The organism is Trichocoleus sp. FACHB-6 (assembly GCF_014695815.1).
Lineage (GTDB): Bacteria > Cyanobacteriota > Cyanobacteriia > Cyanobacteriales > FACHB-T130 > Funiculus > Funiculus sociatus.
This window is the reverse complement of sequence record NZ_JACJOY010000120.1, coordinates 48,815-66,962: the sequence shown is the minus strand read 5'-3', so window position 1 is coordinate 66,962 and position 18,148 is coordinate 48,815. Positions and strand designations below refer to the sequence as shown.

Sequence of the window (18,148 nt, the reverse complement as noted above, 5' to 3'; positions counted from 1 at the left end):
AAGTTTAAAAATGTAAACAAATAGTCAAAGATAGGGATGATGTGGATACTGCGCTTGTTGTGAAGTGGTCGTTAGCAAGCAGTTGTTAATTATAGAGAAAAGGACAAAACTACTAAAAAGCTATGAAAAAGATTTTAGTAATAGAAGACGAAGAATTTGTCCGGTACAACATTTTAGAACTGCTGGAGGCGGAAAATTTCGATGCTACTGGTGCAGAAAATGGCTTAATCGGGGTACAAATGGCAAGGGCTATCGGCCCCGATTTAATTATTTGTGATGTTATGATGCCCGAACTGGACGGTTATGGGGTGCTGAAAACACTACGTCAAGATCCAATGACGGCGACAATTCCCTTCATTTTCCTGAGCGCTAAGGCTGAACGAGGCGATTTGCGTCAAGGTATGGAGCTTGGGGCAGACGACTATGTAACTAAGCCGTGTACGCCAGATGAACTGCTAGGCGCGATCGCTGCCCGCCTAAAAAGACAAACAGCCATTACTCAACCCTATACCGTGGCACTCAGACAGGCAGCAGAAAGACTAAATCACTTACTTTATTACGACAACATTACTAACCTTCCCAATCGGTTGCTATTGCGAGAACGGTTCAGTCAAATAATAGACAGCAGGGAGCGAGGGAGAGAGCTAGACGGGTTCAGGAGCAGCGAGGAATTAGAATCTACATTCTCACCAGTTTCCCAGATCCCTATCAGCGAATCTTCCTTCCAAAATTGGGTTCCACTTCTATACCTGGGATTGGATCGGTTCAACCGCATCAACGAGGGCTTAGGAAATCAAAATAGCGACAGATTAATTAAAAAAATCGCCGAACGGATAACAGCCTGTCTTAGCAAACAAGACACTATCGCTCGCTTGAATGCCGATCAATTTGTAATTATTCTAGCAACCTTAAGTCAAAGACAAATGGTTGCCAGTGTTGCACAAGCCATAGTGTCATCTATTAATGAATCTTTCACCTTAGAAAGCGGTGAAGTTTTCCTCTCTGCCAGCATTGGCATTGCCTTTTATCCAAGAAATGGGCAGGATCTAGACAGCCTGATGAAGAAAGCTTCAGCGGCGATGTTTTATACCCAGAAACTTCAGGGAAATAACTATCAGTTTTATACTCCAGATATAAATGTCGGTTCTAGCGAAGAACTGGAGCTAGAGGCGAGTTTGCGTCGTGCCTTAGAACAAAAAGAATTTCAGGTTTATTATCAGCCGATTGTAAATCTTTCCTGTGGGAAAATCATCGGTGCTGAAGCCTTAGTGCGTTGGCAGCACCCCGTCCGGGGAATGGTTTCACCAGCAGAGTTTATTCCTCTGGCAGAGGAGACAGGCTTGATTGTTCCGCTTGGGGAGTGGGTGTTGCAAACTGCCTGCGCTCAAGCTCAGAGATGGCGAGATAGTGGATTTTCATCGTTCCGGGTGTCGGTGAATTTGTCGGGGCGGCAATTCAGTCAACCGGAGCTGAGTCAGCGAATTGTGCAGATATTAGAAAGTGTCGGTGTTCATCCAACTACTTTGGGATTAGAGCTGACTGAGAGCATTTTGGTGGAAAATGCTACAGGCGCGATCGCTACCTTAAACGAGTTGAAGCAACTGGGCATTGACATAGCCATTGATGATTTTGGCACAGGCTATGCTTCCCTGAGCTATCTCAAACAATTTCCCTTTGATACCTTAAAAATCGATCGTTCTTTTGTCTCAGATGTCACCAGCGATGCCCAAAATCAAGCAATTATGACTGCCGTAATTCAACTGGCTCACAATCTCAATCTCAAAGTCACGGCGGAAGGAGTAGAAACCGAAGCTGAACTGGCATTCTTAAGCCAGCAGCAGTGCGATGCTATGCAAGGCTATCTGTTCAGTCGTCCCATCCCAGCAGCTGAGATGGAAACAATGCTATTTAGGGGTAAACGTTTGTTACTTTAAACTTTCCCCCTTGTAGTAGGCACTTTTAAAGTCGGGAACCTTAGCCAACAATCCCTAGACAATAATAGAGACGAGATTAAAGTAAGTAAAAATGAAACCTCAAGGAAAACAAAACAGGAAACAGCAACGAGGAAAAAATATTGTTTATTACTTATTCCCTATTATTTATTGTCTATCGCCTTTTTTAGTGCAAGCACAAACACCATCCCTGCTGCTGCCTTCTACCAAACCTTTAGAATTCAAACTGCTCAATCCGGAGGCAACACCGCTAAGGGGCAATGTCATTACAGCAAATAGTATGTCAGAGACGGGGCTAACAAATCCTAGTCTCTGGTGGGCTGACGAACAGTTTGGTGGCAAGCTGTTGGAAAACTGGTTAGCGTACCCGAATGAGCGTCGGAATGAGCGTCGGGTGGATTTGATAGTAAACCGCCAACTTTGGAGTATTTTGGACTATATGGGGCGCTATAGCTTTGTCAACAAAATGGGTACGGTTGCTAGAGATTTCGGCTACAGCACTAGAGTTTTTATTGTTAACGAGCCGGATGAGGCGATCGCTACCTACACCTGTGATTTTAGTACCAGTAACCCTGTGTGCGATCTGGATATACAATCCATTGGTCAGGATAGTTGGCGAGTTCGGTCTAGAAATTAAAAATTATCCTCGTTCTTAGTCAGAAACTGGGAACGAAGTTATTAGAGACGCTGCCTCCTTCAATGGCTTAAACAGTTAAATATAATTGTAGGTTGGGTGAGGTTCCCAACCTACGCTAACCAGAAATGAAAAATTTTCGTTCCCCCTCTGTGGCTGGGAATGAGAATTTTTCATTTAGCGGATTTCTTGCCACAGAGAAAGGTACTTAAGAGCTGTAGATTGAGAAAGGGGATAGAGAAATTCGCTTTTCTCTAGAACCTGAGTATCTGGCAGTAACACTGAATTTGCCTGTAAAGATTTTGGTAACTCAGATCGATTCATGCCTGTGATAATTGGTGAGGCGGCGCGAGTGAATAAAGAAATTTCCAGGGCTTGTTTTTGCTGCCAACAAAAGTCAATCCATTGGTTTTGGAGAGAGGCGATATTTGCCGTATCTTCAGACTTGGAAGCAGCAGCAGGTCGCACCCACACATCTGCCCAGAGAGCGGTTCCTGACTGAGGAACTACGGCGGCGATGTTGCGATCGCTTTTTAGAACTGGCAGCACATCAGTTGACCAACCCACCGCTAGCCAAGTGTCTCCTATAAGTAAGGGTTCCAGATAGGTATCAGAACTGTAAAGCTTAATCTGCCCTTTTAACTTAGCAAGAGCGTCTTTTAAGTCGGGAACTTTATCCAGGTTTTCCGTATTATAAGAATGACCTAGCCGTTTTAAAGTTAGACCAATAACTTCTCGCGGCTGATCCAAAACAGAAATGCGATCGCGCAGTTCTTCTCGCCACAAATCCTGCCAATCTCTAGGCTCCCATCCCAACGCCTTGAATTTATCGCGGCGATACACAATAACAGTGCTTCCCCAGCGGTAAGGAGCGCCCCAAATCTTTCCCGAAGCGTCCAACTGTCCTTGTGCATTGCGTCTTACTAATTCTTGCCAAGGACGCGGTAACTGCTTCCATCCTGCTGTCTGTGTTGGCTCAATTGGTTGAATTAGTTTTTGTTCTATTGCTTGTGCTAACCAGTAATCTCCTAACGTCACTAAGTCAGCAATCACTGGTGTCTTTGTAATAAAGGGTATCCGCATCCAACCCTTTCCCGTCTCGCTTGGTTTGTGCCAAGTTTCCAGACGGGTAAATAACTCTTTTAATTGTGTTTCTGGCGTAAAATCCAGAGTGGCTGATTGCTTTAGGCTCTGGCGAAATTCATTTAATAGCTGAGCGGGAATGGAATTTTTCAGCAGTTTGACTCTTAAAGCTGGGTTTTGGGAACTCCCACAACTTGCAAGCAGCTGACTCATTGCCAGGGTTCCAGCACCCAGCAGAAAAGACCGTCGATTTATCATAAACTGTCGTGAAAACAGGGGCTAGAAAGGCAAAATGCCTTTTTAATTTTTTCTTTTTAATTTTTTTGTCGCCGCTCTACCCCAAAGCCTACCAATTCAATAACCGTTGGTGGTTCGCCGTTTTGAGGGCGTTCGTAGGTAATAATCGTGCGTAAGCGGATATCATCCTCTACAATCCGCATTTGATCCACTGCTACGGAACGGCGATAGTAAGTTATCATTTCCAGGATTTGGCGAGTAGGCTGATAAGTAAAGCGCCCCACAATCGCTCCTGGTTCTGAGTATCCCTCATCCCGCAGATAAAAACCCTCAATGACTTCTTCCCGGACGGGAACATCAGCGGCGATGGGTAGAGAAGGCTTTTTGGCTGGCGATTCTTCTGACACCACGTAAGCATCTGGCACAAATAGCGCCTTCAAACTCATCGCTACTTGTTCGCCCTTTTCCGAGATGGTATCAAACGCGATCGCAAACCCCGGACAGACATGATCATCTTCCTTCACCTGATCGGTGTCTACCTTAATTCCATTTAACGAGTAAAACTCGAAAGTTGGCTGCTTTTGTTCCAGCGTCAGGGGTTCTACCCGAAATTCTGTATAAGAGCGTTCCACCTGACCGCTTAAGACAGAATGATACGTTCTTTCGGTTGTCCATACTCCTGTGCAAGCGGTAAAAAACTCTCTTATGCTGAGCATTTTTTCTTCTAAATGGCTAAATTTACGTCAATAAAAAGGATTTTGCTTATTTGATTAAATTAACATAACTTTGTGTTCTTGTGTACAGACGATATTTATAACCTTCAATATTTTTGTGCCGCCGCCGGAACATCATACATAGCCCGCATTTTCATATTTACTGAGTATATTTTCTTACCATGCTTTTAGCTGAGAAATTTTTTAATGTTGAAGACAAAAATTAACCAAGATAGCCGTAAAAGAGCGGAATTTACCATAAAGCTTCCAAATCGCGAGTTTCCCAGTCATAGTTTATTAATCGGGCAATCAAGAAATCGCTCAGCCATGTCTATCTAGATGCTGGATACAGCGTCTTACAGACGCTTAACTCCTGGTGAAAAAATTCATCTTACCCAATAGTTAAATAATTGATAAGTAAAACGCTATTTGAACTGTTGTTTCATAACATGAAGATCGGAGAAGTTACACACCAGGAAATTGCATGGATTCACTTCAAAAGCAAATTGTCGTTTTAAGTCATAAAGTTGATGTCGTGTACGAAATGCTCGAACAGATGAATCAGAAAGTCTCTGAATCTCTGTCGCAAAGCAAGCAAGCGCCTGTCCAAGCTGGTACACCCCCGCCGATAGGAGCAAATAATAGCCGCTACTCGTATCAAAGCTACAGCAGTATGACTTCAGTGATGGAGCATAAGGATGTATTGGTTGATACCAATGGTTTAGACGGCAACTTCAACAGTAGTGAGAAGGAGTTGTCGCCGGAAATTCAAATCCAACGCCTAACCGCACAACTTACAGCAGCTTATAATCGCATCGCCGCCTTGGAAGAACAGTTACTTTCTAAAAGAATCCACTCTTAACAGCAACAGTCAGAAGGATAAAGGTTAAATTTATACTTCATACTGAATACTCAATACTTCAACAACGTTCTATCAACGTTTCAATAGCATAGAGTAATTGCTTTTGGTGCCAGCCTTGGGTTAGTGTAGCTGCGATCGCGCATCCCCCTGCACCCATACCTTCTTTGACATATCCTTGCTCATAAGCCCTCAGTTGAGGGTAACGAGAAGCCGCAAAACTTAGCCCAGTAGCCATTAGGGAAACTGGGTTGATAGTTTTTGCTAATCCAACAGTGTCGCCCGTAGAGTCTTCTGCCACCCAGCGGGTTGTTCCTACCACTACTTGTTCTGGTTGCCAGGACAGGTTACATTGACGTGATATTGCCTGCATCAAGGCATATACAGCCAGCATTTGCGTTCCACCAGCAAGCAAAACACCGCAGCTACGACTAGCAGCGATCGCCATCCCCGCCGCCACAACTTGCATCGGATCTCCAATTGCCGCCACTAGCTGCAAAGGGTCAATTGCTTCGCCGGGACTGGGGACTGGGGAAGAGAAGACAGCAACTTTTTTGTCTTTCCAGTCCCCAATCCTCGCCGCTTGTAGCCCAGCTTGCACCACAGCCCACTTTTGGGAATGATTGCAACTGGGGTGGCTGCTGTTGACTTTACCAACAGCAGCGAAACCCAAGCCAGTTAAAACAGCCAAAGCCGTTGTCGTTCCCCCGACCACGCACTCGCCCAGAATTAAATACCCATTGGGAATATTTGCCGCCAGCTTTTCTCCCCACCTAAGCCCCTGCTGGAGCAGATGTTTTACTATTGTTAGTTCCAGGGCATTTCCTTGACTGAGACACCGGGCTGGAAAGCCCCCTAAATCAATTGTTGGGACACTCGGCGGCTGGGGCAAACCTGCATTAAATAAATAAACTGGAATATTCAGACCCTCGATTGCAGCGCGAGAGATTAGCACTGGTGAAGCTCCCGCTTGCAGGGGAGGTAGAGGATATTGAGGCTGCTGGCGAGGGCCGTTATACAAAAATTCGGCATCTGCGATCGCAGTGTATCGCCGATCTCCTGGCGTTGCACCAGCCGCAGAAATGCCGGGGATCAAGGCGGTGTCAGTAAATCCTAAAATACAAGCAAACACCGCTGGCTGTCCTCGATATCGCTGGAGCCAGCGGTGTCCCTGTTCGTGTTGGGTGTAGACGTTAATGGGGATTCGGGATTCGGGATTGGGGATTGAGGATTGGGGATTGAGGATTGGGGATTGGGGATTGGGAAATCTCCCTTGTATCTCTTCCCCAGTACCTTGTCCCCAGTCCCCAGTCCCTTGTCTTTCTTCTCCCATCATCCTTTATTCCTCGTAATCTAATAAAACTTGTACCCAGTTTGGCGGACGGGGGATTGGGTTGCCTAAGCGATCCAGTAGCACCAAAGCCACAAGATGCACCACGAATAGATAAATGATATTGCTCAGGATGACCATGCCGAATGCGATCGCTTGAACCACATAAAGACTCGGTTGGGCGAGCAACCCTAGCTTGACAAATATCCACTCTGCCAATTCCGTCACCTGGCTTGTCGTGTAAACCCAGAGGTCTTCGCCCAGTAAAATTGATAGCAGCCAAAACCTAAAAAAGAATCCAAACGTCCCAATAATCCCACCTATACCAATCGAGAACAGCCAGTTACTCCCGCGCCTCCACATAGCCCCCAGCTGGACACCCATCAAAGCATAGGGGATAACAAAGAGAATGCTGCGGGTAGGCCCCATCAGCACCGACAACAGCAACCCAGAAACCAACGCCGCCATCCAAGCAGCGCGGTATCCCCAGCGCAAGTATGCCAAAGCAATTGGCACCGGGAAAAACATTCGCAACAGTGGCCCCAGGGGAAAGTAATAATTAATCAGCCAAATTAAGCTAGAGGTACTAGCTAAAAAGGCAGTTTCCACCAATATCAGGGGAGACTTCGCACTCACCTTAACTTCAGAAAAATTGTCTGGTGGGGCGCTGATTGTCCCTGTTGTTTCGCTTCTATCCCCGTCCCCAGACATTTGTGGATTAAAGCTTTCAGGGCCAGTTGTACTTTGTCTTGCTGCGTTCGCCAGTCCGGTCGGCTGATTTTCCGTTTCCAGAGGATCGCTGGGGCGATCGCCTTCACCGTCTTTAAAAGGATCGCTCATGCAAATTTTAAAACAGGCAGATTTTAATTTAACCTTTATCTAACTTTGAGGCGGATCATTCCCTGGCACCATTGATGATTTTGCCGAAAAGCCAGATTTCTTATTGATAAATAGGGGATTGGGAACAAAGTTATGAGTTATAAGTTATTTATTTCCAACTTTTCGCCTCCTCACTCCCCATGCCTAAGTTTGCCTTACACGATTAATCGTTCCAAGGCTCCCATATCGGGAATACACAGGATATCGTGATCGCGCATAATCAGCCCTTTTTTCTCCAACTTTGTCAGTACCCGCGTCACTGTTTCCCGCGCCAGTCCGCTGAGACTACTCAACTCGCGATGAGGCAAATTCGGGATATTAATTCCTTTTTGTGCAGTTTTCCCCTGCCCTTCCGCGAGAAATAACAACGTATCGGCTACACGCGACATACTGTCCGATTCTCGCAACCGGAGACGACGGTTAACTTGACGCAGGCGTTTTGCCATCAGCTGAGCCAACCGCACGCCTGCTAGGGGTTCATTATTAATTAACTGAACGAAATCAGCAGCGGGCATACTGCCAATCGTCGTGGGAGTTAATGTGATCACATCCGTAGAACGAGGCACCTCATCGAGTGCTGCCATTTCGCCAAAGAGTTCTCCTTTCCCAAGAATGTTGAGAGTAACTTCTTTGCCATCGAGGTTGTAGGTACGAATTTTCGCCCAACCCTCCAAGATGAAATATACTGAGCCGCCCCAGTCGTTTTCCAGCAAAATCACCTGATTTGCTGGATGAGTACGAGTAACGACATGAGAAGTCGCCTTCTGCACAACAGTTTCTGGTAAGCCAGTAAACAAAGGAGCGGAGACAATCAACGAATTGAGATTAGAATTTGGGTCGCGGGAGTTGTATCTGTCTTCCATCGGGCCATCGCAAAAGTAAACGCTTTTAAACGGATAATTAGTGGCCCACTTTCATCGGGGCTAGCTGGTAGCGTTTTAACGCAGAGCAATAAGTAAGAGCTGGACTTTTCAGCAATACTGCCAGAATAGTACAGCAGGTGGCGTTGCCCCACTCGAAGACAATTTTGCTGGACAAGAGGCACGAAGGTGCCAATTCATTCCCAAGCAAGAGGCACCTATTTAGAAATGACTCTACCGTTATTATCCTCTCTACGGTAAACTCACTACCAGTTGCCGATCGTTCAAAAGCAAAACTCACATTCTACTCCAAACGCTTTATTTTATGGCGATCGCGTACTTGTTACGCGGTTGGCGGCACTTGAGGGCGATCGCTCCTGAATATATCTACATTTATAATTACCCGTTTTGAAATACTTCACCCGGTAGATGTAGAACCCTGTGAAATTTAGTTGTTGTCGCTCACGCAGTCTAACATTATAGCCAGTAGCAGTATAGTAGCTTTTGATAACTGGGCAATCGTTCTAGGCGGGGGTTCCCTTGTGACTCACGAAACAGATTCAATTTCAACAATCATCGCTGACATTGACAGCATCCTCCAAAAGGCCAGCTCCCGTCGTCCTTGGCTCAGATCGGTCGATGTCCAAGAGCAGCGGCGGCTTTTGGAGCAAGTTCGTAATTATTTAGCCGCACAACAGCAATCCAATGCTGTAGTTGAAGAGCAGTACCTCCAGCGATCGCAGGAAACGGGGCGGCAAATTGTGCAAGCGGTTGAGAAAGAGATGCACTCGTTGCGCTCCGGCTTAATTGGGCCTTTACAGGCGGAAATGGAGCGGCTGCGCCAACAACGGGAGTCGCTAATTTCAGAAATTCGGCAGATGGAGAGTTCCCGGCTGCACTATCGAACTCTTACCCAGCAACAGGCATCCCAGCAGCAAATGATTTCCGAATTTTTGCAGGCGCTTTCTGGTCGCTTGCAGGAAACTCTGACGCAACAGATGGCTCAAAGCCTGACGAATCTAGAAGCCCAATTTATGAATTTGGCGTATACATCCCAACAAACGCCACCATCCGCCTCTGGCCCAGCCTACGACCGCAGCCAGATAAACAATCCAGCACCGCTACACCCTCGTGAGCGTCTGGAACAACTGCAAATGCTACAGGCGCGATCCGATCAACTGTTGATAACGCTGGATTCTACTATTTGTTCCGTCTTCGAGACGCTACAGCGCAATATTCACAGCTATCAAGAGTCTTTGTTCCAAGGACTGGAGAAGATTCACAATTTGGGGCAGCAGAGTGAGGTCAGGTTTACCGAGTTGGTAAATCATCTGAGTGAGCAGTTACAGCAAGAAGCCTCAACCATAATGCAATCCTCCTCTAGGCGGATTTCCGAATTGGAGTCACCCCCAGAAGCGACTACAAGGCCGCAAAACCCAGGCAACCTGGAACCCAGGCAACGTGGAACCCAGGCACCTTGGAGAGAGGCAAATATTGCTCCGTTCTCGCCTTCACAAAATTACAGAAGCTTCTCGCCTAATGCTGACAACCCTCCCACACAATTACCGTATCCAGGTATTGAACTGCCAGCTAGATCGGTGGAACTGGTAGAGGAGCCAAGTCCGGAGGCGAATCCGACTATTAGCACTTGGGTTGTACAGGGACAGGAGCGATCGCCATCCGCAGCAGCCAACAGTGATGAAGGACTGAATCCGGAGATGGATATATCCGCTCTAAATCTGGATAGTCTGGATGATGATGATATGACAACCCTCCTACAGCTGAATGCTGTAATTCCCGTGCCTCCTGAAACACGGGAAGACGAACTAGACGATTTTTTTAATAGTTTGTTTGGTGCGGAACCGGTGAGTGACGCTGGGGTGGAAAAGTCACAACATACGGCTCAGGAAGAAGGAGAGAGGGGGAGACTAGGAGCAACAGAAAAATCCCCCGAATCTATTACAGAACCTACAACACAGTCTTTAGAGGATGCTTTGTTTGCCGGACTGATAGATTCGTCGGATGAGCCGACATTTGTACAGCCACAGACAAGACCTTGGGAAAATGCTTTGTTTCCGGAAGATTGGGAAGCAACCGTTTTTCAGATAGACACAGAAGCGATCGCACCCATCGCGGCAGATGAGCAAGAGCAACCCTCCAAAATTGCTAGCCGTTTGGGTGAAGAAATCTTTGCCGCCGAAACAAATTTAGCCGCCAATAGCGATGTTGAACCAGGGGATCTGGTCATCTCGTCGCTGGCTGATTTATTTCCGGAGGCGCTGACAGATGAATCCCTGAGTTCTGCTGTAGAAACTACCGTTCAAGAAACAACTCAAATTCAGGTAGAGCCAACCATACCTCAGCAAGCAATAGACACAGAGACACCTAGCCTGTCTCTAGAGCTAGAAGATACCTACATTCCAGCTTCGCCAGACGAGGATCTGCTGGCAATAGATGCTTCTGCTAGCCAAGCAGAAGAATTTTGGCTGGATCAAGAGACTTTGCAACTGCTGAGTGAAGACCTTTTTAGCTTCGAGACACCTACTAGCCGCCGAGAGCAACAAACAGAAATTCTGGAGACAGCTCAGCAGATAGGTGAAAATCTGTATAGATTAGAGGCACCTGATAGCGATTTCCTTCAACAAAAGGAGATTTTTGGAACCGAGTTAACCGGGGAATTGATGGCGCAGCAGCCTTTTACTCAAGAGGAACTGGCACTAGACGAAATCCACAGGAGTGAAAATCAAGAAATTCACTTATTTGAAGAAACTGTGGCAGACACAGCACTGGATGAAGTGTTGATGGAGGATTGGGACGATCTAAACTTGGATAGTTTTCCAGAGGATGTGTCTGCTGGTGTGCCAAATGAGCAGGCGCAGTCTCAAAGTGAAGCGTTACACCAAGAAGATTCCCCCAAACAGCCGGAGAAAACAGAACCATCTGTGTCTGAATGGGATGCGTCATTATACACCTGGGAACCGCTCTATCCACCTCCAGACACGGTGATTGGTCTGCTTCCTCCAGCTAAGGAATTAACAGCGGAGGAAGAACAGACAGCAGTCCCAGAAAATGCGATCGCTGCTTGGGAGTTGTCAGAAACACCTGAATCAAATTCCAGCCAGCAAACATTCAATGAGTGGGATGAAGCGGTGGAATTATCTTTAGAAGAATTAAGTCGGGTGGAAACAGAAAACGCGATCGCTTCTGATGATGAATACTTAGCTGCTTGGGAGTTGTCAGAAACACCTGAATCAAATTCCAGCCAGCAAACATTCAATGGGTGGGATGAAGCGGTGGAATTATCTTTAGAAGAATTAAGTCGGGTGGAAACAGAAAACGCAATTCCTTCTGATTCTGATGATGAATACTTAGCCTCTTGGGATTGGGAAGAAACGCCAGAAAGCGATGGGGGAGAAACAACACAATCAGAGGATATGGATTGGGAGTTGGAATTGTTACGCTTGGAGGAACTGATCGCACCAGAGGAAGCGATCGCATCCCAAGAAGAATCCTTTGACGAAGCCTTTAACGAAGCTTTTGATAATGAGGACTCAACTCTAACATCCGACGAGTTGAATCTAGATATACCCCCATCGTCAGATTCTGAAAAAAAAAAACAAATAGTGACTCCGAATGAGGAAGCTGTAAGCAGGGAGGATGAAACAGATTTTTCGGTGGAAGCGATATTTGAATCTCAGATTTTTACCGAAAACTTTATTCATCCTTCGTCCTTCAACCCCGTTCCTTTGATATCACCGCTTGCTGAACCAGCATTTCTGAAGAACCTCACATTGCCAGATAGTGTGCCTCCGCCTCCCGTGGGGACAGACGCAGAGGGGTTCGGGGTAAAGTGTTTTAATGATGGACAATTAACCGGATTTGAGCTTAAAAGTCCTTCATCCTTAATCCTTCATCCTTTAAAAAAAGCCGCCTCAGAGGATGTCAGCAACTATACCTGGTATTTAGGAATTGACTTTGGGACAACTGGTGTTTCCGCAGTTTTGTTAAATTGCTCCACTGGCGAAAGATATCCTATCTATTGGATGAAATCCCAACAGCCAGAGTCAAACGAAACCAGCTTTCGTTTACCATCTGTAACCTACATAGGGCCAGAGGGGAATATTCCGGGATCATCAGTAGCAGCGATCGCTGTTGCTCCAACATCCGTTGCCAATAGTAAAGAGGGGATATTCATCCAAAACTTTAAGCCATACTTGAAAGTTGGCATTCCTTACTATTCTGTCTCCGGCAAAAATTGGGAGCCAATGTTGCAGTGGTCGCTTGACCAGCCAATTTCTTTGTGCTGGATTGGGCGCTCGTTGAAAGCTTTATTCGCTACTCTGACACCCCTACAAGGCGAGGAAAGCCCTCTATCTTCCTCAGAACAAGCTCCTTCATATTTAGTAGGTGCTGCTGGTCTAAAGCCATCTACGCTGAATGCAGCGATGAGCCGCTTAAGCGGTGCGATTGTGGGTTGCCCTGCCCAGTGGGGGGATACCTACCGCTTTAATATTCGTGAAGCCTTGCTGGAGGCGAAGCTGGTGGGGCATCCAGAGCAAATTTTCTTTCTTGAGGATGCGATCGCTACTGTGTTGGCAGGAATTGAAGGTGCGACACTCCCAGAAGTACCCTGGCGAGGCCCCACTTTAGCAATCAATGCTGGTGCCACCACAACAGAACTCGCTTTGGTAAATTTACCGGAAAATCTGGAAGATTTAGCTCATTCCGACTTTGCTTGTCAAAGTTTTGCCTATGCGGGTAATGCGATTGACCAAGACATTATCTGTCAATTGCTTTTGCAGGATGAAGGCAGCAAAATAAAAGATAAATTAGAATCTTCATTTATTCTTCATTCTTCATCCCTCATCTTTCCTAAGGCGGGTGAACCAGATTTGGCGACACGCGATCGCTTATCATCGCTGTTGCAAAGTTCCCCTCTAGGACAAAAACTCCTAGAAGCCGCTAGTTATCTAAAACGGATTCTTCAACACCAAGATAGCTATACCCTGGAACTGGGCGAACATTCCTGCGTGGTGACGCGCCAAGACCTAGAAAACCGGGTGTTCAAACCGTTTATTGAACAACTCAATCAGAAGCTAAATTCGCTGCTAATTCAGACAGGAATACGCGAATCAGGGATTAAGCAAATCATCTGTACTGGCGGAACTGCTGCCATCGGTGAAATCGCCCAATGGCTGCGTCAAAAATTACCAAAAGCAATCTTGATTCGGGACACAGATACAACATTTCGCGTCTGGTCAGGGGAACAAGCAACCCGAAGCTGTAGCCCGGTTGCCTACGGTTTGGCTACTTTACCGTTATATCCCCAACTGTTGGAACAACAAACGCAGCAGTACAGCGACTATTTTCTGCTTTTGGAACTTTTACGCGCACTGCCCTCCCAACCGCTTCCGGTTGAGGAAATTTTGCAGATACTAGAGTATCGCGGTATTAATACACGGGTTTGCTTTTCTCGCGTGATGGCACTTTTGGACGGTCAGATGCCTGCTGGTCTGGTGCCGTCACAAACCGCTTCGGGTTTACTGACTCCCGCCTCGGCACAAAATCCTGATTATCAGGCGATCGCTTCCGCACCTCTTTTTGAGAAAGAGGCGACGCAGCTTTATCGCATGAATGGACAGCAAAGCGAGGCTTGGCGGCGTTATTTAAGTAGCGTTCTGGCTGGTACTCAGCAAAAACTGGACGACCCACTAGCGGTCAATTTGTTAGAACTGGCAATAATTTAGGGATTGGGGGCTGGGGGCTGGGGACTAGGGACTAGGGACTAGGAACTAGGAACTAGGAACTAGGTAAGACTTTTTTCTCTTCCCCAATCCCCAATCCCCAATCCCCAATCCCCAATCTCTACTTTCAACCCTAGCATCATATTAATGCACTTTTGTCAACCGCGTAAACACTAAATATATAAAAGCCGAATATCCTTAAAGATTCGGTGAAATAAGTGCTTTGGACATTCCAAGTAGGAAGGGTGTTGCTTATATTGACATATAGAAAGCCCAAATTATAGAAACCAACTACAGAACTGTGATTACTACTTATCGCTTCCGGGAATCCAAAAAAGTTGCTTCGCCAGAAATGGATGAACTCTACTTAGTTGATTGTGAAAAACAAGCCGAACATCATCCATCGGTTACTAGCAAAGCGAAGCGCCTAATTGATATTTTGGGAGGCATGGTAGGTTTAGGGATTACGGCTGCGATCGCAATTCCAGTAGCGATCGCTATGCAACTTGATAACCCCGGCCCAGTATTTTACAGCCAGATTCGTTGCGGTCTGCACGGTCGCCAATTCCGCATCTGGAAATTTCGTTCTATGGTTGTCGGCGCAGAAAAGCTTCAGCATCTGGTGAAGAACCAGGCAAAAGGGCATATCTTTAAAAATGAAAATGACCCTCGCATTACCCGCGTGGGAAGATTTATGCGCCGCACTAGCTTAGACGAATTTCCTCAGTTTTGGAATGTTCTGATGGGGGATATGAGTCTGGTGGGAACCCGTCCACCCACAGTCAATGAAGTTAAGAACTACGACGGTCATCATTGGGAACGGTTGAATGTTAAGCCGGGAATTACTGGCGAATGGCAAGCTAACGGTCGTTCTACTGTGGAAGACTTTGAAGAAATCGTTCGTATGGACATCGACTACCAACGCAAGTGGTCTGTTATCTACGACATCAGCCTAATTTTCAAGACCGTAATGGCAGTTTTGGATAAGAAAGGCGCTTGCTAAAATTTTTAGTTATGAATTGTAGAGACGCGATTTATCGCGTCTCTTGTTTTATGATGACGGTAGTCATTAATGGCTACCTCATAACTCATAACTATTGATGAATCTGCCTAACTGGATCACTTTATCTCGTTTGTTATCTCTACCATTTCTGCTCTATTTGCTGCAAAACCCAACAACTGAAACTCGCTGGATCAGTCTGGCAATTTTTCTGGTTGCGGCGGCTACAGATTGGCTGGATGGCTACTTAGCTCGTAAACTAAATCAAATTACAGATTTGGGTAAGTTTCTTGACCCTTTAGTTGATAAATTATTGGTGTTAGCTCCTTTACTGGCGCTGATTGGGTTAAATCAAGTTCCAGCATGGGGTGTATTTTTGATTTTGGGACGAGAGATCGCGATCGCAGGTTGGCGCGTTAACCAAACTACCATCACTGGTGCCAATATTTGGGGGAAGCTGAAAACAGTGAGTCAGATACTAGCGATCGCACTCCTCATCGCACCCCTACCTGACTCATGGCAAATTTACTCTTTGGTTGCCTTTTGGGTTTCTGTTGTCCTTACCTTGATTTCTGGCGCAATTTATGTATCACCTCAAAAAAGCGCTCAACCGATAGGGTAGGGTTCTCATTCCCAAGCCACAGCCCAGGAACGAGAATTAAATCAGGCTGCTTTTAAAATCTCATCATCAACTGAGAAATCTACCTCAGCTTTGTCGCGACCAGAGGCGAGATAATCATTTAAGAACGAGTCTTTCAGCCCAGAAATCAAGTCATATTCTGGATGCCAGCCTAGTTCAGTCTTGGCTTTATCAACTGCGGCGAAGAAATGCTGAGTTCTCATAGGAAAAGCCTTGCGTTTCCCAAAATCAAACTTTTTCGCGTCGTAATGGACAATTTGCAAATCTTGGTCTGACTTCCCGGCAGCAATAGCACAAGCACGCGCTAACCCATCAAAGGTGACATAGCGATCGCCTGACACATTATAAATCTGCCCAACTGCCTGAGATTTCCCCAAAACTGCTGCCATCGCCGCCGCTAAGTCTTTCACATGACCAAACTGGGTGATATGCAAACCATTTCCGGGAATTGGAATCGGGCGATTCCGCACAATCCGATCGAAAAACCAAGCTTCCAAATCGTTGTAGTTCTGAGGCCCGTAAATATAAGTAGGACGAATAGATGTAACAGGTAATCCCTGTTGGGTGAGGTAAGCTTCTGTTTCAAACTTGCCCTTGTGACGACTTTTTGGATCGACAGCATCGCCTTCTACATGAGGCATTTGGTCTGACTTCAGATAAACACCAGCAGAACTCATGTAGACAAAATGCTGCACCCGGTCTTTAAATATTTCTGCTAAAGGTTGGGTGTCGCTTAATTCCCGCCCGTTGTTATCAAAGATAGCGTCAAAATTTTCCGAAGATAACTTTTCTTTTAGTTGCGAGGCATCAGTGCGATCGCCATGAATTTGTTTTAGACCTTCAACTGGTGCAGGCTTGTTACCGCGATTAAAAAGTACGACTTCATGCCCTTGTTCCACCAGCATTTTTGTTAGATAAACCCCAATGAACCGGGTTCCACCCATCATTAAAATTCGCATTCTGCACCATCCTCATTTTTTGCCAATTTGTCTGAAATTTTCCACAAACGTCCTTCACAGTGAACTTCATCGCCAATGATTTGAACGCCACGTCGTGCAATCGCAAATATTTCTTTTCTCTCTGAATCTGTTAAGTAGTCATCACCTTTACGGCCCATTGGACGCTTTCGAGGATCTCCCCCAGCATCTAGATAGCGTTGCCGAGATCGGGCAAAAAGTTCTTTTAATCTTTCGGACTCTTGTTTCTGGACTTCAGTCAGTTCTTTCATAGTTCCGATCTCCATCTCATAGGAACAATATCGCCATTTTGCAGGAGTCGGGCATAAAGTAATACAGAGCTTGGTGTTTCAATTACCCAAATTCCTGTTTCTTCATCATACACCGCATTGCTAAGTAGTTCTAAGGTGTCCAGAGCGTTAAGAATTAGATACTGTAATTCTGATGGTTCCACAAGTTGTTATTCTAAATTTTTGCCAAAACTCATCTTACAGTCTGAGTTGAGTGACAGCAATTTTGCCGGAAAAACAAACATCAACATCACTTCCGGGAGTGCGATCGCGTTTTTGATATTCTCCTACATAGTAAAAATCATCACCTTCAATTCGGTAATTTACTGGCAACGGTCGCTTACAGGGTTCGCAAAATACCACTTCTGGATCGGGATCTCCTGGTTCCAAATGTGGTAAATTCACGTTCCAAAAGCTTCCCGGTTCAATGGTACGAGTCAGTAAGTCTGCTAAAACTCCAGCTGTCCAACGCGCCGCCACATCCCAATCAACATTCCGCTTCCCTTTGCGATAATGAGAAACGGCAATTCCCGGAACTCGGTGCATCGCCGCTTCGCGCACAGCTGCTACTGTGCCTGAGATGTAAGAGTCCACTCCCAAGTTGCCTCCAGCATTGATGCCTGAAAGTACGAATTTGACATTGGGACATAAATGTGACAAGGCAATGCGAACGCAATCAGCGGGAGTGCCTGCGATCGCATATTCAACATTAGAGCGTCGCTTGAGATGAATCGCTCTAGTCGTCGTCACCTGATGACCGCAACCCGATAGATGGTCACAGGGAGCAACAATTACGCCATTGCCATTCATCGCCTTGTACAGCGCTCGGATACCAGGAGCGTCTATTCCGTCGTCGTTGGTGATAATGAACGTCATAGATTTTTGGAGAGTAGTGTTGTAGTGTTCTGCTAAGCCATACTAAAATCAGAACTATAAAAATAATTCAAGCGCTATCAAAGTAATTTATAGTT

The 18,148-nt window shown here is 46.0% G+C and carries 14 protein-coding genes; 6 read left to right on the top strand and 8 right to left on the bottom strand.

What is annotated here, in order from left to right; translation table 11 throughout:
• Nucleotides 1-122 precede the first annotated feature (122 nt).
• Both H6F66_RS24280 and H6F66_RS24275 read left to right on the top strand, forming a co-directional pair.
• Nucleotides 123-1,934 carry a GGDEF domain-containing response regulator gene (locus tag H6F66_RS24280; RefSeq protein WP_190426750.1) on the top strand — a complete coding sequence of 604 codons (1,812 nt, stop codon included), beginning with the start codon at nucleotides 123-125 and terminating at the stop codon, nucleotides 1,932-1,934.
• A gap of 91 nt (nucleotides 1,935-2,025) precedes the next feature.
• Nucleotides 2,026-2,589, top strand: coding sequence for a hypothetical protein (locus H6F66_RS24275; RefSeq protein ID WP_199295068.1), 564 nt, complete (start codon nucleotides 2,026-2,028; stop codon nucleotides 2,587-2,589).
• A 174-nt stretch (nucleotides 2,590-2,763) separates the two neighbouring features.
• Here the strand turns inward: H6F66_RS24275 and H6F66_RS24270 are convergent, their stop codons facing one another.
• Entirely contained in the window at nucleotides 2,764-3,927 is a 1,164-nt protein-coding gene (locus H6F66_RS24270) for an extracellular solute-binding protein (protein WP_199295069.1), read from the bottom strand.
• Nucleotides 3,928-3,983: 56 nt separating this feature from the next.
• Nucleotides 3,984-4,622, bottom strand: a complete 639-nt coding sequence (locus H6F66_RS24265) for a phycobiliprotein lyase (protein WP_190426748.1) — start codon at nucleotides 4,620-4,622, stop codon at nucleotides 3,984-3,986.
• A 481-nt stretch (nucleotides 4,623-5,103) separates the two neighbouring features.
• On the opposite strand from H6F66_RS24265, the gene H6F66_RS24260 reads away from it, so the two are divergent.
• Nucleotides 5,104-5,481, top strand: coding sequence for a hypothetical protein (locus H6F66_RS24260; RefSeq protein ID WP_190426746.1), 378 nt, complete (start codon nucleotides 5,104-5,106; stop codon nucleotides 5,479-5,481).
• A gap of 58 nt (nucleotides 5,482-5,539) precedes the next feature.
• Here the strand turns inward: H6F66_RS24260 and cobT are convergent, their stop codons facing one another.
• The 3 genes from cobT to H6F66_RS24245 form a co-directional block, all read right to left on the bottom strand.
• Entirely contained in the window at nucleotides 5,540-6,814 is a 1,275-nt protein-coding gene (cobT, locus tag H6F66_RS24255) for a nicotinate mononucleotide-dependent phosphoribosyltransferase CobT (RefSeq protein ID WP_242019088.1), read from the bottom strand.
• Between the two features lie 3 nt (nucleotides 6,815-6,817).
• On the bottom strand, nucleotides 6,818-7,648 hold the full coding sequence (locus H6F66_RS24250; RefSeq protein ID WP_242019089.1) for a DUF2232 domain-containing protein: 831 nt from the start codon (nucleotides 7,646-7,648) through the stop codon (nucleotides 6,818-6,820).
• A gap of 194 nt (nucleotides 7,649-7,842) precedes the next feature.
• Complete coding sequence (locus tag H6F66_RS24245) at nucleotides 7,843-8,550, bottom strand: Crp/Fnr family transcriptional regulator (RefSeq protein ID WP_190426744.1); 708 nt, start codon at nucleotides 8,548-8,550, stop codon at nucleotides 7,843-7,845.
• 539 nt (nucleotides 8,551-9,089) lie between these two features.
• Here H6F66_RS24245 and H6F66_RS24240 point away from each other — a divergent pair.
• From H6F66_RS24240 to pgsA, 3 genes are all read left to right on the top strand, one after another.
• The gene (locus tag H6F66_RS24240) at nucleotides 9,090-14,294 is read left to right on the top strand and encodes a hypothetical protein (RefSeq protein ID WP_190426742.1); all 5,205 of its coding nucleotides are present in this window, start codon (nucleotides 9,090-9,092) and stop codon (nucleotides 14,292-14,294) included.
• A 349-nt stretch (nucleotides 14,295-14,643) separates the two neighbouring features.
• Entirely contained in the window at nucleotides 14,644-15,294 is a 651-nt protein-coding gene (locus tag H6F66_RS24235) for a sugar transferase (RefSeq protein WP_190426816.1), read from the top strand.
• Nucleotides 15,295-15,391: 97 nt separating this feature from the next.
• Nucleotides 15,392-15,913 (top strand): CDP-diacylglycerol--glycerol-3-phosphate 3-phosphatidyltransferase, encoded by a 522-nt coding sequence (gene pgsA / locus H6F66_RS24230; RefSeq protein ID WP_190426740.1) that lies wholly within the window; start codon nucleotides 15,392-15,394, stop codon nucleotides 15,911-15,913.
• A gap of 41 nt (nucleotides 15,914-15,954) precedes the next feature.
• Here pgsA and H6F66_RS24225 read toward each other — a convergent pair whose 3' ends face one another.
• The 3 genes from H6F66_RS24225 to surE form a co-directional block, all read right to left on the bottom strand.
• A complete protein-coding gene (locus H6F66_RS24225; protein ID WP_190426739.1) occupies nucleotides 15,955-16,890 on the bottom strand; it encodes an NAD-dependent epimerase/dehydratase family protein in 936 nt (311 codons plus the stop codon).
• Entirely contained in the window at nucleotides 16,878-17,159 is a 282-nt protein-coding gene (locus tag H6F66_RS24220; protein ID WP_190426736.1) for a hypothetical protein, read from the bottom strand. Before H6F66_RS24220 ends, H6F66_RS24225 begins: the two co-directional genes overlap by 13 nt.
• A gap of 216 nt (nucleotides 17,160-17,375) precedes the next feature.
• Nucleotides 17,376-18,053 carry a 5'/3'-nucleotidase SurE gene (gene surE, locus H6F66_RS24215; protein WP_190426733.1) on the bottom strand — a complete coding sequence of 226 codons (678 nt, stop codon included), beginning with the start codon at nucleotides 18,051-18,053 and terminating at the stop codon, nucleotides 17,376-17,378.
• Nucleotides 18,054-18,148 lie beyond the last annotated feature (95 nt).

What these genes read in the sequence shown, in the direction of transcription:
- H6F66_RS24265 (WP_190426748.1), bottom strand. Translation starts at nt 4,622, where the DNA reads ATGCTCAGCATAAGAGAGTTTTTTACCGCTTGCACAGGAGTATGGACA.
- H6F66_RS24235 (WP_190426816.1), top strand. Translation starts at nt 14,644, where the DNA reads ATGGATGAACTCTACTTAGTTGATTGTGAAAAACAAGCCGAACATCAT.
- H6F66_RS24260 (WP_190426746.1), top strand. Translation starts at nt 5,104, where the DNA reads ATGGATTCACTTCAAAAGCAAATTGTCGTTTTAAGTCATAAAGTTGAT.
- H6F66_RS24225 (WP_190426739.1), bottom strand. Translation starts at nt 16,890, where the DNA reads ATGCGAATTTTAATGATGGGTGGAACCCGGTTCATTGGGGTTTATCTA.
- H6F66_RS24280 (WP_190426750.1), top strand. Translation starts at nt 123, where the DNA reads ATGAAAAAGATTTTAGTAATAGAAGACGAAGAATTTGTCCGGTACAAC.
- cobT (WP_242019088.1), bottom strand. Translation starts at nt 6,814, where the DNA reads ATGATGGGAGAAGAAAGACAAGGGACTGGGGACTGGGGACAAGGTACT.
- surE (WP_190426733.1), bottom strand. Translation starts at nt 18,053, where the DNA reads ATGACGTTCATTATCACCAACGACGACGGAATAGACGCTCCTGGTATC.
- H6F66_RS24245 (WP_190426744.1), bottom strand. Translation starts at nt 8,550, where the DNA reads ATGGAAGACAGATACAACTCCCGCGACCCAAATTCTAATCTCAATTCG.
- H6F66_RS24250 (WP_242019089.1), bottom strand. Translation starts at nt 7,648, where the DNA reads ATGAGCGATCCTTTTAAAGACGGTGAAGGCGATCGCCCCAGCGATCCT.
- pgsA (WP_190426740.1), top strand. Translation starts at nt 15,392, where the DNA reads ATGAATCTGCCTAACTGGATCACTTTATCTCGTTTGTTATCTCTACCA.
- H6F66_RS24275 (WP_199295068.1), top strand. Translation starts at nt 2,026, where the DNA reads ATGAAACCTCAAGGAAAACAAAACAGGAAACAGCAACGAGGAAAAAAT.
- H6F66_RS24270 (WP_199295069.1), bottom strand. Translation starts at nt 3,927, where the DNA reads ATGATAAATCGACGGTCTTTTCTGCTGGGTGCTGGAACCCTGGCAATG.
- H6F66_RS24220 (WP_190426736.1), bottom strand. Translation starts at nt 17,159, where the DNA reads ATGAAAGAACTGACTGAAGTCCAGAAACAAGAGTCCGAAAGATTAAAA.